The organism is Nostoc sp. C057, assembly GCF_013393925.1.
Taxonomy (GTDB): domain Bacteria; phylum Cyanobacteriota; class Cyanobacteriia; order Cyanobacteriales; family Nostocaceae; genus Nostoc; species Nostoc muscorum_A.
The window spans coordinates 98,734-114,333 of the sequence record NZ_CP040282.1; the positions used below are offsets into that span (position 1 = coordinate 98,734).

At 40.9% G+C, this 15,600-nt stretch carries 8 protein-coding genes; 1 reads left to right on the forward strand and 7 read right to left on the reverse strand.

What is annotated here, in order from left to right; all coding sequences use genetic code 11:
• Positions 1–116 precede the first annotated feature (116 nt).
• Positions 117–6,788, forward strand: a complete 6,672-nt coding sequence (mobF, locus tag FD724_RS32145) for a MobF family relaxase (protein WP_256874649.1) — start codon at positions 117–119, stop codon at positions 6,786–6,788.
• A gap of 499 nt (positions 6,789–7,287) precedes the next feature.
• Here mobF and FD724_RS32150 read toward each other — a convergent pair whose 3' ends face one another.
• From FD724_RS32150 to FD724_RS32180, 7 genes are all read right to left on the reverse strand, one after another.
• A complete protein-coding gene (locus FD724_RS32150) occupies positions 7,288–8,196 on the reverse strand; it encodes a restriction endonuclease (RefSeq protein ID WP_179075786.1) in 909 nt (302 codons plus the stop codon).
• Between the two features lie 131 nt (positions 8,197–8,327).
• Positions 8,328–9,575: a hypothetical protein gene (locus FD724_RS32155; RefSeq protein WP_179075787.1), complete on the reverse strand. Its 1,248-nt coding sequence runs from the start codon at positions 9,573–9,575 to the stop codon at positions 8,328–8,330.
• Positions 9,568–9,984 (reverse strand): hypothetical protein, encoded by a 417-nt coding sequence (locus FD724_RS32160; RefSeq protein ID WP_179075788.1) that lies wholly within the window; start codon positions 9,982–9,984, stop codon positions 9,568–9,570. Before FD724_RS32160 ends, FD724_RS32155 begins: the two co-directional genes overlap by 8 nt.
• Positions 9,985–10,036: 52 nt before the next feature.
• Positions 10,037–11,806, reverse strand: coding sequence for a type IV secretory system conjugative DNA transfer family protein (locus tag FD724_RS32165; RefSeq protein ID WP_179075789.1), 1,770 nt, complete (start codon positions 11,804–11,806; stop codon positions 10,037–10,039).
• The gene (locus FD724_RS32170; RefSeq protein ID WP_179075790.1) at positions 11,803–12,987 is read right to left on the reverse strand and encodes a hypothetical protein; all 1,185 of its coding nucleotides are present in this window, start codon (positions 12,985–12,987) and stop codon (positions 11,803–11,805) included. Before FD724_RS32170 ends, FD724_RS32165 begins: the two co-directional genes overlap by 4 nt.
• Before the next feature lie 67 nt (positions 12,988–13,054).
• Positions 13,055–14,071, reverse strand: a complete 1,017-nt coding sequence (locus tag FD724_RS32175; RefSeq protein WP_179075791.1) for a hypothetical protein — start codon at positions 14,069–14,071, stop codon at positions 13,055–13,057.
• Complete coding sequence (locus FD724_RS32180; protein ID WP_179075792.1) at positions 14,068–15,597, reverse strand: hypothetical protein; 1,530 nt, start codon at positions 15,595–15,597, stop codon at positions 14,068–14,070. The genes FD724_RS32175 and FD724_RS32180 overlap by 4 nt, the downstream gene beginning before the upstream one ends.
• Positions 15,598–15,600 lie beyond the last annotated feature (3 nt).

Genomic DNA, 15,600 nt, shown 5'->3' on the forward strand with positions numbered 1-15,600 from the left:
CGGCATCAAACCAAAATGAGTTTGATGACGATGATTAACAATGACTTCAATATTTTTTGGGAGTTGTCCAATAGTCGTCGAGTTAAGTTATGTAAATCTCATGGCAGAGGTGAGCGATGCTAACAGCTGCGAATGTCTCTTCAGAGATGGCGGTGAACTACTTCATCAAGAACTACTACCACCAAGCGAAGTCTCGCTGGAGTGGTGAAGGCGCTGTGAAGTTGGGATTGTCAGGAGCAGTTGAAAATCAGCAAGCGTTTAAAAATGTCATCGAGGGGCGATCGCCTAATGGTCGTGAGCAGCTTAATGCCAAGGTACTGAAGCCCGATGAACGCAGGGCAGCATTAGACTGTACATTCTCCGCCCCCAAAAGTGTGAGCCTAATGGCGTTGGTAGGTGGAGATGAGAGATTAATTGCCGCGCACCATCAGGCATTAAAAAAAGTATTAACGTTGATGGAACAACGTTACGCCATAACTAGAGTCACACAAGGAGATTCTCGTCACAGAGTAAACACAGCTAACTTGGTGGTTGCAGAGTTCGACCACATCGAAAGTCGCTCCTTAGACCCCCATTTCCATACCCACTGCTTAGTCATGAACACAACTGAGGCTTACGGCAAGTGGATGAGTTTGGTCAATAGTGAGATATTCGCCAATAAGAAATTCCTGGGCATGGCATATCAAAGCTATTTGGCAGCAGAAGTAATCAAGTTGGGGTATGAAGTCGAGCCGCGTCAACATGGACAATTTGAGATCAAAGGGTTCAAGGAACAGGATTTGGAGGCGTTCTCAAAACGGCGACAGCAAATCATTGCGACGGCGGGTGCATCAACTACATGGGCAGAACGCGAAAAAGTCTGGGATACTACTCGGCAGCGCAAGCAAAAGGTAACAGAATCGGAACTCAAATCACTGTGGCATGAAAAAGCTGCGGCGCTAGGCATTAGTTTTGTTCAACCTTCTGAGCCAAATAGTTTTGTACAAGATTCTTTTTCACAACAAACTCTAGAAGATGCTCTAGATAATGCAATCGCACATTGTAGTGAGAGGAATGTAGCCTTCAAGCAGGAGGATTTAGAGAAATTCATTCTAAGAGAAAGACTTTTTACTGATGTGACTGCAATTGAGCCATTAATCAAGCAACATCAAGAGTTAATTGCTCTGCCTGGAATGCAGCTGCAATACACAACATGGGCGGCAGTAAAGCGAGAACTAGCAACGATTGAATTGATGCATTCAGGACAAAGTAAAGTAAACCCTATCTGCTCAAAGGAAGTAATTGAAAGGCAGTTAGAGAAAACCTCACTAAACCTTGGGCAGAGGCAAGCAGTTAGTCTAGCTGCAACCACAACAGACCAATTCATTGCCTGGCAAGGGGTAGCCGGGGCGGGTAAGACTTTTGCCCTCAAAGAATTAAACGCGATCGCACTCGCCCAGGGCTATACAGTCAAAGGTTTTGCCCCTTCATCAATGGCAGCAAAGGTACTGAGTGAGGAACTAGGCATACATTCTGAGACTGTAGCCAGCTTATTGGTAGGAGAACCAGCTCAAGTTGTAGAAGCAAACCAGATTTGGATTGTAGATGAGGCAGGTTTACTTAGTGCTAAAGATGCTCATGCCCTATTAGAGAGAGCTACACTTCTTGGAGCAAGACTATTACTCGTAGGGGACACCAAGCAATTATCAGCTGTAGAAGCGGGAAACCCGTTCAAATCTCTGCAACAAGCTGGCATTCAGACCGCGCACTTAACACAGTCGAACAGGCAGCGAAACCCAGAGTTAAAGATCGCAGTAGACCTTTTGGCAGACGGGAGAGTAGAAGCGGGATTTAAGCAGTTAGAGACAATTGGGAGTATTTTAGAGGTATCACCTGATACGAAATTAGAGACAATTGCTGCTGACTATATAGCATTAGCGAAAGAACAACGAGCAAGAACGCTAGTACTTGCTGGCACAAATGTTGAAAAATTGGCACTTACCCAAGCAATTCGAGGCAAGTTAAAAGAGGAAGGAAGTTTAGGGGCAACTGCAAACATCAGCCAGTTACAAGCAAAAAATCTCACTTTAGTTCAGATGCGCTACACCCATAACTTTGAACTGGGTGATGTGGTGATGCCGACGCGCAACTATAAGCGCCGGGGTTTAGAGAAAGGTCAAATCTATGAAGTTGTCAGCAAGGATCTTGACCGACTAACATTAAGAACTTCTGCTGGGACACATTTAGAAGTAGATACCAATTTTGACAAAGCGGTTTACCAGTGTGATGAAATTGAGATTGCCGTTGGCGATCGCTTGCAATGGAAGAAAAATGACCGCCAATTACAAAGGCGAAATGGGCAGGAGTTTATAGTCACGGCGATTGAGGGAGACTCTGCCCAAATTGAGTACAAAGACACCAAAATTACTGAGACTATCAACCTCAAACAGGCGCAAAACTTAGACTATGCGTTAGTCAGCACAATCTACAGCAGCCAAGGTAAAACTACTGATTTAGCGTTGATTGCAGCAGATTACACCATTGGACAAGAAAGTTTTTATGTGGCAATTAGCCGAGCTAGGCATAACGTCAAACTTTATACTAAAGACAAATCAGAGTTACTAGAGCTTGCCCATTCTTCTAAAGCCAAAGATAACGCCTTAGAATTGCTGATGAATTCCTTAAAAGTGGAACTACAGCAAAAATCACAATCAGAAGCGATAACTGCCTCGGTCAGTCCAAGAGCTAATCAGCCAATAGTAAAACTTGAAGTTGCAATAGCAGAGCCTGTACTGAAAGCTCAACCACCAATCACTGAACAAGTCTCCTTATCAGTTAGTCAGCCAGTTAGTCGGACAGCCCCATTAGTTACGACGAGTTTAGAAACTGTAGCCAAACCCACTCTCAAAGAGAAACATAGAGATGATAGAAAGTCTCCTGTTTTTGAAAAACCAGTATTAAAGACTGCTGTACCAACAGAACCATTCTGGACACCCAATCAGACTGAAAAAATACCTAATTTTATTGAACCAAAGCACTGGCAAGAGTTTGAATCAAGTGCTATTCATCCCAATATTACAGCGTTGAACTTTGAGAGTCTTCAGTTTAACTATGCAGGTGGTGAGCATGAAGCCTGGGAACGGCTCATGGTCAGCGAAAAGCTGAATCGAACAAATACAGGACGGCTAACAGATGGTTTTATAAGGGCATATTCTCATCTTGATGCTGGTGGATGGTGGTGTGATGCTGGAGTTGATGCGCGAACATTTGCTGACTTAAAGCCAGGTGAGAAACCGCCGATTAAACGATGGGGATGCTACAAGCCAAATCAACCAAGACCCAAAAAAGATGAGTCTGGGCAAATAATTGAAGGGAAATTCATTAAATATGAGCATCCCCCAAAAGTTGAATTAAGTATCTTCTTGCTAGATGTCCCTGACGATATTGCCGAACGCATTTACTCCAAACACAAGGTGAACCCCAGTGATAGCGATCGCCAATCAGGATTTTGGTACTGTGTTTGGAAACATAATATCCCGTGTGCGATCGCAGAAGGAGCTAAAAAAGCAGCTAATCTGTTGAGTCAGGGTCATGCTGCCATTGGGCTACCTGGGATTTCGGCGGGATACCGAACTCCCAAAGATGAGTTTGGCAAGAAAATTGGCAAGTCTTACCTACATGAAGAGTTAGCAGTTTTCGCCACACCTTCTCGAGAAATCAAATTCTGCTTTGACTACGAAACCAAGCCGGAAACGAAGCTCAATATTGAGCGAGATATTTCCGTAACTGGAAGATTATTACAAAAAGCTGGAGCTAGGGTCAAGGTCGTCAGCTTGCCAGGGCCTTCTAAAGGTGTTGACGATTTCATAGTCGCAAGTGGGCCACTGGCTTACGAAAAATTGAGCCATGAAGCAATGAAGTTAAGGGACTGGCAACAGCACAATCAACACTCAAAAGTTGCTGCAATAGAACCACCCAAACTTCAGCTTAAAGAAAGTTCTTTACAACAAACCTCACCAAATCAACCAATAGGACAAACCCATGACAACCAACAACAACCCAACCCAGATACAGTTCTTAACCGAGAAGATAGAGGAATTATTAACCTCTCACGGGAAACTGAACAAGAATTTCGAGCAGTTAGAAATCAAAAACTCTCAACTCACCGAGAAAATTCAGAGCTTAGAGGTAGCCCAGCAACAGAGGTTGAGCGAGTTCTTACAGCAGTTAGCCGAGACATTGAATGCCAAGAAATCGAGCAACTTGGAGCCATTAGTGCAAGAATTAACCCAAGCTCTACAGATGGTCGGCTTCGAGGTCAACGAGCAACGAACTTCTCAAGAGAAATTAACCCAGAAGATTCAGCAATTATTGACGGCGCAGCAAGTGATGTCAGTTTTGAACAAAATGGAAACGCCGAACGACCAACTACCGAACAACTCCTAAACGCAATTACTGAGAATATTCAACAATCAGTGGTTGATGATGCCTTGGTTGAAACGTTACCACAATTAACAGAACAACTGTACGGGTATCAGCAGCACTTCTTAGGAGCCAGAACCACATTAGATGACTTTGGAGCAGTGATTGCTTCAATTGAGCAACAAATTTCATCAAAAAGAACAGTGGATGTAATCTCTGACTTTATTGAACAGTCAGTAGTTGAGTCCACGCTAATAACTTTGTTGCCAGAATTACTAGAGCAACTCTCTCAAGGCAGTCAGCAATTAGCTCATAGAACAGCTATTGCTCAACAGTCAGAACTTTCAAGTTCACAAAAAACTGTTTGGGCAATAGCTGAAAATATTGAGCAGTCATTAGTTGAATCTACGCTAAGTATTGCTTTACCACTGTTAATAAAACAACTCTCTCCCTTGAGACAGCAGCAAAAACGAGTCAGAGGTAGATTTGACGATTTAGAAGCAGTAATTACTCAAATTGAGCAACGACTTTCATCACAAAGAGCTATAGACGCAATTACTCAAAATGTTGAATACTCGGCTGTCTCCTCTGCCCTTACTGAAATATTACCGCAACTAATAAAACAATTTTCTCCTTTAAGACAGCAGCTAAAAAAAGGTATTGCCACATTCGACAAAATATTTACAGCAATTGAGCCATTATCACAACGCCTTGATTTACAAAAAACTATCGATATAATTGCTGAGGATATTGAACAATTGGCTGTAGAGTCTGCTTTAAGTGAAACGTTACCACAACTAATAGACCAACTCTCTCAACATCACCAGCATATATCAGGAAGAATAACTAAATTCGACGACCTGGAAACAGCAATTTCTCAATTTGAGCAGCACCTTTCAACAAAGAAAACTGTCTTATCAGTTGTTGAAAACATAGAACAGTCATTAGTTGAGTCTGCCCTAGCTGAAACTTTACCACGGCTAATAGAACAACTTTCTAAAACTTGCCAACAGCAAAAAGCTCTGAAACCCGCATTTGATAAAATATCTACAAGAATTGAGCATGAAATACAATATCTTTCTTCACAAAGGGCTGTAGACGTAATTGCTCAAAATATAGAACAGTCATTAGTTGAATCTATTATTACTGAAACGTTACCACAACTAATAAAACAACTCTCTCAAACTTGCCAGCAGCATAAGGGAAGAACCACCTTTGATGGCTTAGGAGTAGCTATTACTCAAATTCAACAACGGCTTGATTCACAAAAAACTGTAGATCCAATTATTGAAAATATCGAATACTCGGCTGTTGAATCTGCCCTCACTGGAACTTTACCACAATTAATAAAACAATTCTCTCAAACTTGCCAACAGCTAAAGGGAACAAGAACTAAGTTTGAAAACTTAGAAACAGCTATTACTCAAATTGAACAACGACTTGATTCGCAAAGAATTATAGATCCAATTATTGAAAATATCGAATACTCGGCTGTTGAGTCTGCCCTCACTGAAACTTTACCGCAACTAATAAAACAATTCTCTCAATATCATCAGCAGCTAAAAGGAGGAAAAACCAGATTCAACGGCTTAGAAGCAGCTATTACTCAAATTGAACAACAACTTTCATCACAAAGAACTATCTTATCAATTGCTCAAAGTATAGAACAGTCATTAGTTGAGTCCATCATTACTGAACCCTTACCACAACTAATAAAACAACTCTCTCAATTCAGCCAGCAACTAAAAGGAGGAAAAACCAGATTCAACCAGTTTCAGCAACTACTAGACAATGAATTAATAGGGTATTTGACCCAAAAAACTCGAACTTCAGAACACTTAGTTCTTAACGCTATTTCTGACTACGTTGCTCAAGAAACTGTTGCAAGTTATAAGACTGTATCAGCGCTCTCAAAACTGAAAGAATTGCTAGGGATGAGTCAATCTCAAACTCTTACCGAATTTACTACTGCCTTACAAAAAGTGCTTGAATTGATTGAAAACTTGGAACATCATCAAAATCATGAAGAAGAAAATGTTCAGCCCCTCTCTTTAAGGCTCACAACAAATATAGAAGTAGAAACTGAATTATCAAAAGAGTCAGTTAAATTGCACCTCAAAAAGATGATTCAAGGTTTAGCTCGTGAACAACTGGCAGAGGTAGTTATGGAAGTAGGTAAGTATGTTAAAGGTGAAAAGGTAACAGGAAAAAAAGTCAGCGAGTTATTCACGAGTGTTACAACTGATGCCAAAGCTTTGAGTTTTGAGCAGAAAATGAATATCGTTAGGCAGCTGATTAGAGATGACAAACCATCGATTATGGAAAGATTGAGAATTAATTCGCCATCGCCAGATGACAACGGTGAACATCTCCGATTTCGACGCTAAGTTATCAGTTATCGGGAAAGGCAGAGGGCAGTTCCGATGAAACAAGTTTCAAAGCCTTGCATGAAAATGTGATGTGAGACGGATCTATATAGATACGCATCGAAGGAGTATTTTCAAGTCAGAAGGCAGAAGGGAATTCTGACTCGTGTCCTCTGTTCGTGACCGTTCGCGCAGCGTCTCCAAGAGTTGGGAACAAGGGTTTAAGACCCCCACCAAATTTTCTTGTTTTGTGGCCTCAATTTAGGAGGGGTTTGAATCCCAGGGCGAACGCACGGGATTTCTGAAACCCTTGCTGGGCAAGGATCTTGATGAAAAAATAGGCTAAATTAAAAAACGCCAAAACCCTTGCTATTAAAGGATTCTTATACTTTAGATGCGTTTGCCCTGGTTTGAATCCCCTTCTAAATTGAACCTTCTGCCCTCTGCCCTCTACCCTCTGCCTTCTTCAACAGTTATCAGATATTTGCATCAATGAATTGATGGGTTATTTGTTCACTATTCACTGATAATTGTTCACTGATTTAACTGGTATTGTTATCCCTATTATCTTCAACTGCTTACCTAAAACAAAATTTACCAGTTTCTGACCGCTCACTAAGATTATTTTGTCGGAGCGACGAATCAACTGTTTTGATAACTGTCCAGTTATGCCAGTATGCACGAAGAATCCACCACTAGCTCTTTCACTTTCAATACAGGACAGGAAATCTTTGATGTGTTCTGGACTAATGTAATCAGCGTAACGCTTAACCTGGATTACATAAAGCTTTCCCAAAATCAACACTCGACCATCTATCCCGCCGTCACCGGTGTACCGAAAGTTGCGTTGGATTTGCCAGCCCTGTTCAAAGCAGCAAGTGAGTACCAATTCTTCAAAAACGTAAGGCGATATCCTGCGTAGCGTAGCGATTACTACTGGCAATTTGGCTAATTGAGTTATGCTACGAAGCTCAAGTAATACTTGACTAGCATACTCAATATTATTCAAGTGTTTTTTAAGATTTTTAGGTAATCTAACCCTTAGTGTTCGCGCTGGGCTTGGTAGTAATTGCTTCTTAAAATTTTTAGCTAAGAAAGCCTTTTGGGTTGGTACTGAGCTTTGTCGTCCAGGCTTCTTAAAGTTTTTAGCTAAGAAAGTCTTTTGCGTTGGTTCTGGGCTTTGTCGTCCAGGCTTCTTAAAGTTTTTAGCTAAGAAAGTCTTTTGCGTTGGTGCTGGGCTTTGTCGTACAAAATTTTGAGATGAAATATCAGACGATTTTGTACTCTTAGGTGGTAATGGCGATTGCTTAAAACTTTGGGAGCGATACTTTGACTTTGGCATTGAAGGTGGAAATAATACAAACAGCCAAGCTAGAAAAATTATTCCACCCAGTGCAAACAACAAACCAATGATTAGGATTAGTATCATTTTTACGCTCCCCTTTGATCATGGAACAGGGAGGCTCTTGAGATAGGGGGCAGAGGAAAGTTCAATGTGCCAAGTTCAATCCCCTCTGCCCCTCTGCCCAATATCCCCTCAAGCTTATGAGAAATGCGGGCTTACCTGTGCATATTTCTAAATTGTGATTCTTGTTGAAAATCCTGCTGAATTTGATGATGCATATCAACAACAGATTGAACTTTATCAAGTGCCTGTAACTGTTGCTCATTTACGTTAGGTGATAAAACTCCATCAGTAAGAACAGCCTCGCCGTTTTTGGCACGAACGATTACATTATCGCCAAGGCGTTCAAAATCAAAACTTCTACTTTTAAAACTTTTAGAACCATCAGAGTTATCTTTGCCCAAGATATTCAGCAGCGCTTTGACACTTTGCTCAATTGCCTGACCTTTGACATCCTCAACAGCAGCCCGTAGTTCAGTTCGAGTATTGTCAATACCTGACTTGACACCCATAAGGCTTTGACCAACCGTGTTTTTAACACCGTCTACCTGTGTACGTATCTCTTGAGTTAAGTTACCAACTTGTTGATTGAGTTGATTTCTTACACTGTCAGTCTGATATTTAACTTCATCCTTGAAGCTAGTAATTTGTTCATTAATTTGAGATTTAAGTGAAGTAATTTCCTTTCTGAGCTTCGTTACTTCGGGTGTCAGCACATCTTTAATCCGCTCAAAAACATTCTTGGCAGTTTGTTTTACCTTGTTCTCAACCGTACCCACCCAATTTTGAAGAACCGTATTTTGAACTTGTGGTAAAAACCGTTCATTTACCTGTGACAATGCTTTTTGGGTGTTTTCAATCAACTGTTGCTGCTTCTCCAAAGATTTACTCATTTCGGCAACTTGAGCAGCTAGTTGTGATAAAGATTCGGGTGAAAGCTGTTCTGATTTGATACTATCTACAAGTTTTTGTTGTTCGCTTAGTTTTTTCTGCAATACTTGCACTTGTTTTCCTAAAGCTTCTACACTGTAGATTCGCTCATTACTTACAACTTTATTTTTCTGTGATGCCGGAGCTAAACCTAATTTGTCAGTCAGTACTTCTCCATTTTTAATATGGAATACTTTTTCATTACCAATTCTAATAGAAATTGCACCTTGAGAATTTTTCGGGTCAGACAGAGCTTTTTTTAAGTTCTTTACTATCGTTGGTGTTAATAAGTTTTTAGAGGGGGATTCTCCCAATGTTCCTTGATAAACTTTGCTAGAGCTAGAGTAAATATGAACATCCTTGCTGGGATCTAATCCTTTTTCTTTAGCTTTCGCATGGATGAGTTTGAGGAGAGATTCTAAAATTTCTAGATAATCTTGCTTAATCTCTTTAGCTTCGCCATCATCAATCATTATTTTCGCCTTTGAGAATTGACTGAATTAACAGTTCAGGATTAATAGCTACTTCTGGCAAAACTATTCCACCTAGTTTATTAAGAACCTGTCTCCCTTCAACTTCAATGTAAGCAAATTCTCCATCAATCATCACTGTTATCGATGATGTATTTTTTTCAGCAGGAGCTGGGATATAATCTTTCATCACACCATTTAATACAAAAATATTGGCATTATCTGCATCGCCACTATAGACTTCAATACACTCAGGAAGATAGTTAGCATCAAAAGGCAAGTTATCCCAACTATCAGCAGTGTTTAAAATCTCGCTCGGATATTTATCTGCTAGGGCTGCTATATCAGAAGGAAGTTTAGCAATTTGTTTTCTATCATAATCAGAGAACGGGTAAAACTTACTTGGTGACATGAATTTTATCCTAAGTATTTTTGACTTCAATTTTATCCCAGACAATTTTCATTTAAATCAGACTTGCATATTCTGATAGCTGCTCTTGAGTTTCTATTAAAGGCAACAATTTTAATGCCTCTGCTCGACGAATTCTCATCTCTTCATCTGCTGGAGTTAAGAGAGTAGACTTTTTAGATAAAAACTTTTGAAACTCGTACCAAGCTTTTACACTGTCAGCTTCCGATTTGATTTCATGTTGAGGAATTTTAATTGATTGCAATATTGGCAAACTTATTTGACCACGAGAACGGAAACCGGGACTAATAATTACTGCTTTTCCCGATGGTAAGGTGTTAAATTGATTGACATCAAATAACTTGCGAGTACTGTTTTGGTCAGAATTAGAAATGCTTGCACCACCCTTGCCTCCTGATGAGCGAGAACGTTGCTTGTATTTAATTTCTTCCTCACCCAAAAATTTACTAAATCGTTCGGCGGCGACATCATCTTGGGGGTTAAAGAATGCTTTGGTCGCACAACCACCAAATATTGCATTAGTTGTGTTTTCACCATAAGATTCAATCAGCATTGAGAGATTTTGTAAACCTAAGATAGAAATTAGTCCATCCTCGCGGTTCTGATTCAGCCAATCAACAAGTGCTGGTAAATATAATGTGGGTAATTCGTCAATCCCTAAAACAATTGGACAAGTACGTTTGTTAGCTACATTCCGGCTCACTAATAGATGTAGAATTGAGACTAGCAGAGGCGCAATCACATCACGCTTCTCTTTATTCATCCCGAAAATCACCATCTGCCGCCCCTTCAAATCCAATGGAATGTTAGTCTGACCGCAGAAAGCAGCGAGGGCAGAGGGAACCATAAAACGGCTGAACAATCCGCTAGCTGTACCGACAATACTAGCTGCTGTTTCTGGCGACCCTGCAACAGATACAAACTGTGCGAAAGCCTCTCTGACCATGAAATTCAGATTTTCTGCTTGCTCCATACGCTTAACTAACTTTGGCAACCCCAGGATTGCTTGGCACATCATTATATCTGGGTAAGGAGTTCCTTTCGCCAGCATAAAAACAGCTTGCACCAACTGATCTCCAGCATTGGTAAAGAAGTTATTTCCAGAATTCTTTTCTCCAAGTTGAAAGTTGCGGTTGAGTGTAATCGCCAACTGTCGCGCCATTTCTGAGTCTTCATTATTACGAAGAAAGTCTATGGGGTTGGCGACCGCAGATTCTGCAAAACCTGGAGCTAATACAGTAACTTGATAACCTCGCTCCAACGCATATCCTGCCAGTATTGGGGCTTGTCCCTTAGATGTAGATGTAGCTGATTCTTGCTCACTGTACTTAAAATCATAAAGTACCAAGGGGAATCCCTGATCTATTGCCGAACGAATCATCGGATTAATCATTGAAAATGACTTTCCGCTCCCTGGTCCACCACAAACTAAAATTCCCCGTTGTGCTTCTGGAAAGTAAAGGGTTTTGGCATCAAGAGGAATTTGGGTTTTTCTAATGCCATTGACAATTTCAGTTTTTGTATTCTTGGGAGTGCCAACATATAACGATACTTGGTTATGTTTGCGGCTATTGATTTGTTTACACGCTAGTTTCCGGGCTGCTTTTTTCTCTCTTGTTCCCCCCCATCTTGCAGTGGCTAGTTTAGACTTTCCTCCTAAAGCATCAATATATTTGGCTACCACAATCACTGCACCACAGGCGACTAATCCTACTCCGGCTGGCGAAATCAACACCGATTCAATCCCTGATGGCAGTAATTGATTTGGGTTAACGGATTGAGAAGTCGTTCCTGTGACTTTCATCGACCTACCCCCACAATCACCAAGTCATTTTCACTTACAGGTATCCAGGGAACTGGCCCAATAAAATAGGGCGTACAAGTTTTTTGCATAAAAGGGGGACGCGCACAAATTCTAAAGAATAAACCAAAGTCTGCGGTTCCAAGGGATTCACTGACTCCAGTTAGCGCTACTTTAAATCCACTACCATATACCAGCCTTCCTGTCGGCTCAAAACCACCGTTGACAGCAGCAAGAAAGCCATAGCCACCTTTAACCTGCTGTGATGAACCAGATACCCAGCGCTTTCCGTATAGTCCCCCTTCAGAAGCCGCAAAGTCGCCTAACTCCATGTATGAGCATTCTTGACCTGGAGAACAAGCTACTGGTAAAGTTTGGTCGCCCCTGACAACACTGCCAGAGATAAAATAATTATTTCCAACTTTTCCATCACCTTTTTCGGATGTACCAAGTACGACAGAAGCAACACCCACAACACCAACACCAGAGTTTATCGGCTGGGGCATCTTATCGAAGGGTACTTTGTTGAGTCCAGGAACTTGATTGATGTAACTTTGCTGCCATGATTGGAACTGCCCCAATTGAGTTTTCGTCAGTCCAGGAATTGAATCAATCGAATACTTGCTTAGATCAAGCTTACCCAAAGGTAGATTTGCAATTTGGGGATTTAAGCTTACAACTTGGGAAATTCTACCATTGCCAACTCCCCCATTTTGAGAAAACAAAGCCGCTAACGGAGGAACTTGCTTTAAAGTCAGATTGCCTAAACTAGGTATTGCCTTAACTAATGTTTTTGGCGTTTGCCATTGCATTAGTCCAAAATCTTTTAATGTGAGTTTGTTCGTTGTTGGGATGAGGAGATTGATAGATTCTAGGCTAAAATTAGACATTCCAAAGGCATCATCAGTATCACCCAGCATCACCACAGAATCTACCTTTTGACCTGCTGACCACGACCGCGACGGGTCATAGCCAAATACTGAGATTAAGTTGTTTGGAATGGTCAGATATCCTGATTCTTGAACAGGTGGGAGATTCCCCCAAGTGATGCGTGACCAATTAGGAGCTTGGGTTTTATATTTCCCTTGTGAATAGGTGATGGTAGGAGTATCTGCCCTCGATGGGGCAGATAAGGTCAATGGAATTAAAGCTGTAGCTATTAACAAATATTTGGGGAATTTCATCTAACTTACCTTCCAATTAACTATTACTTTTGCCCTTTTCTATATGATTCATGCCTATACTTGTTCATTATCTCTGCCCCCACTCGATTAACTGATTAAAAATTTCTTCTGAAATACCAGAGTGGGAGATAGCTATTTCTCTACTCTTACCAAGTCGGAGCAATTTAATTGCATCTTGAACTTTATTCCATGTCGCAGATCCAGGCTTGATCTGACCATTGCGCCCAGCGTTCGCTAATCCGTAAACAAGGGCATTAGCATCATTTCTTGCTTGGGGAATACCAGGGGATATTATAGAGTTTGTAGTTTTTACAGGTGTAACAGCAGCCACTCTTTCTTGCGGTGGCGCTGTAGTTGTCACAGGCATTTTGTTTTCTCTAACTGTTGGCACGATTTGCGGTTTCGTTCTGATTACCGGCAGTGGTCTCAGAACGTCCGGCTTAATCACCAAACTGGTATATGATGGTTGCCCTGTTGCAGGAATTAATTTAAACTGATATTGTTTCTGCCCATCCGAACCACTAGTAATCACGGTAATTTGGGTACTGCCATCAATGCTATTGGTCATATTGGGGAAACTTATTGGTTTGATTTGACGTAGAAAAATAACTGTTGCATTGGCTTGACCACAGTTAGAAGTCGAATCATTTGACGAAGAATTATCAGTTTTTTGGCATAAGCTTCCATTTGAAGTAAAAGAGATACGAGTGGGATCTCCAATCCAGACTTGTTTAATCGTTTCACCAGTCGGAATGAAGTTAATTGTTAAGCCATATCCCCGCCAAACTTTCAACTCAATTCCTGCCGAATTAATCCCTTGGGCTTCTCTTTGATAAACTATTCTAGCTCCACTACCAGCTAAAACTTGAATCGGACTCAGAACGAATAAATTGAGAAGGCAGAAGGCAGGAGGCAGAAGGCAGAAGGGAAACCCCATAAATAAATTTAGGGGCTTTAAACCATGAAGGCAGAGGGCAAAATTTATATTTTCTTCCTTCTGCCCTCTGCCTTCTGCCCTCTGCCTTTCTTCGGTAATTAATATACTTTTACTCAATAAAATAGGTAAGTGCAAGCTACTTTTCATAGAGAAATCGTTTGATTTACGAATATCTGAACAGTTGTCTGGGCTGGCACTACAAACACTTTGCCATCTGACTGTAAAGATTGTATTTGTTGAGTATTTGATGACTGGATTGATTGTAGTACTTGGCTAAAACTTCCTTGAGCAAACCCAGCTAATAAATTTTTATTGTCATTACTCACGGTACTAGTCGAAAATCCAGATGAACTTATAGTAGTTTGGCTGTTGGGATTATTTTCTACTTCAGCAGCTTTTGATATTCCAGCAATTACTGCTGTCATGAAATCGCTACCCAAACTACTGCCTTGACGTGATTGCCCCCTGAGAGTTTCTCCATTCTTATTGAGAATAATAATGGAATTCTCCGGTATAGTCTTTTCTAATGTCTGACCATCAACATTAATTAAAGCTGCGATGGCAGACATTTGAATATATTCGCCACTATTTGAGCCATTCGGCACAACAACCAGATAAGAATCTACGGGTAAAACCTCACTGCCATCTGATGCTTTTAATACTGAGGTTAGTCTAATCAGATATTTTTGAACTTGATTTGCATTGCCAGCACTTATTGCAATTGGGGTTTCTATTTTGCCCTGTATCCGAGTTCCTACTATCACACGTCTAGCATTATAATCAATGTTTTGTGACTCATTACTTGAAGTTTTTACTGTCACATTAGGTCTACCAGTGCCACCTGATAGCCCTTGGATACTAATTGGTTCTTCAGCCGTAGTATCAGTATTATTAGCGCTGAAACTACCAACATTAGAAACAGCCAACCATTGTTGCATTGGATCTAGGTTTGGTTTATTGCTTGATGATGAAACTAAAGCTATGGATTGAGGTCGCGGTCTAGGCGAAAGGGTGGAGAAAGACTTTGTTGCTAGAGGTTCTCTAAATATAGTGGGATTCGGAGGAATAACTATTGGTTGAGATGGACTAATAGAGGTGTACTGTCGTTGGGTTGGTGGTGAAACTATTGGTGGGGAACTAGTTGATGCAGTTACAGGACTACTTTTTACAATGGTGTTTTCTTCCTTAACTGGGGCTTTGCTTCTTGAAGTATTACGAAGACTTTCTAATTCCGGTTTTTGGGAAGTAATCGCTAGTGCCGTCTTAATCTTGCCAGGATTTTCTGATTGTGATTCTAAATCTTGAGCGTTGCCAGATACCCCTTGCTTTATCGCTTCCGGTTTGACTGTGCTGGAATTGCTTAAAGCATCCATAGAAGTATTTATCATCCCACCTGCCACTGCAATCAGTAGAAAAATTCCACTCCCGATTACCCCAGCTTTGAGTAAGGGATGCTGAGAAATGACGCGAGTGGTTACAATCTCTTCTGGTTGTGGGCGCGTTTGAGGTTCATTTGCTTCTTCTCGATCTGAGAACTCAATTTCAAAAGTTACGCCATTCATCGCTGCAAAACTTTTTTTATCCTGGGGGACTTTGGGAGTTGCCAAAACTGATTCCTCTAACGCATCTATTGCGTCATTTTCTTCAATAGATAGTACATCTGTGACTGCCATTTG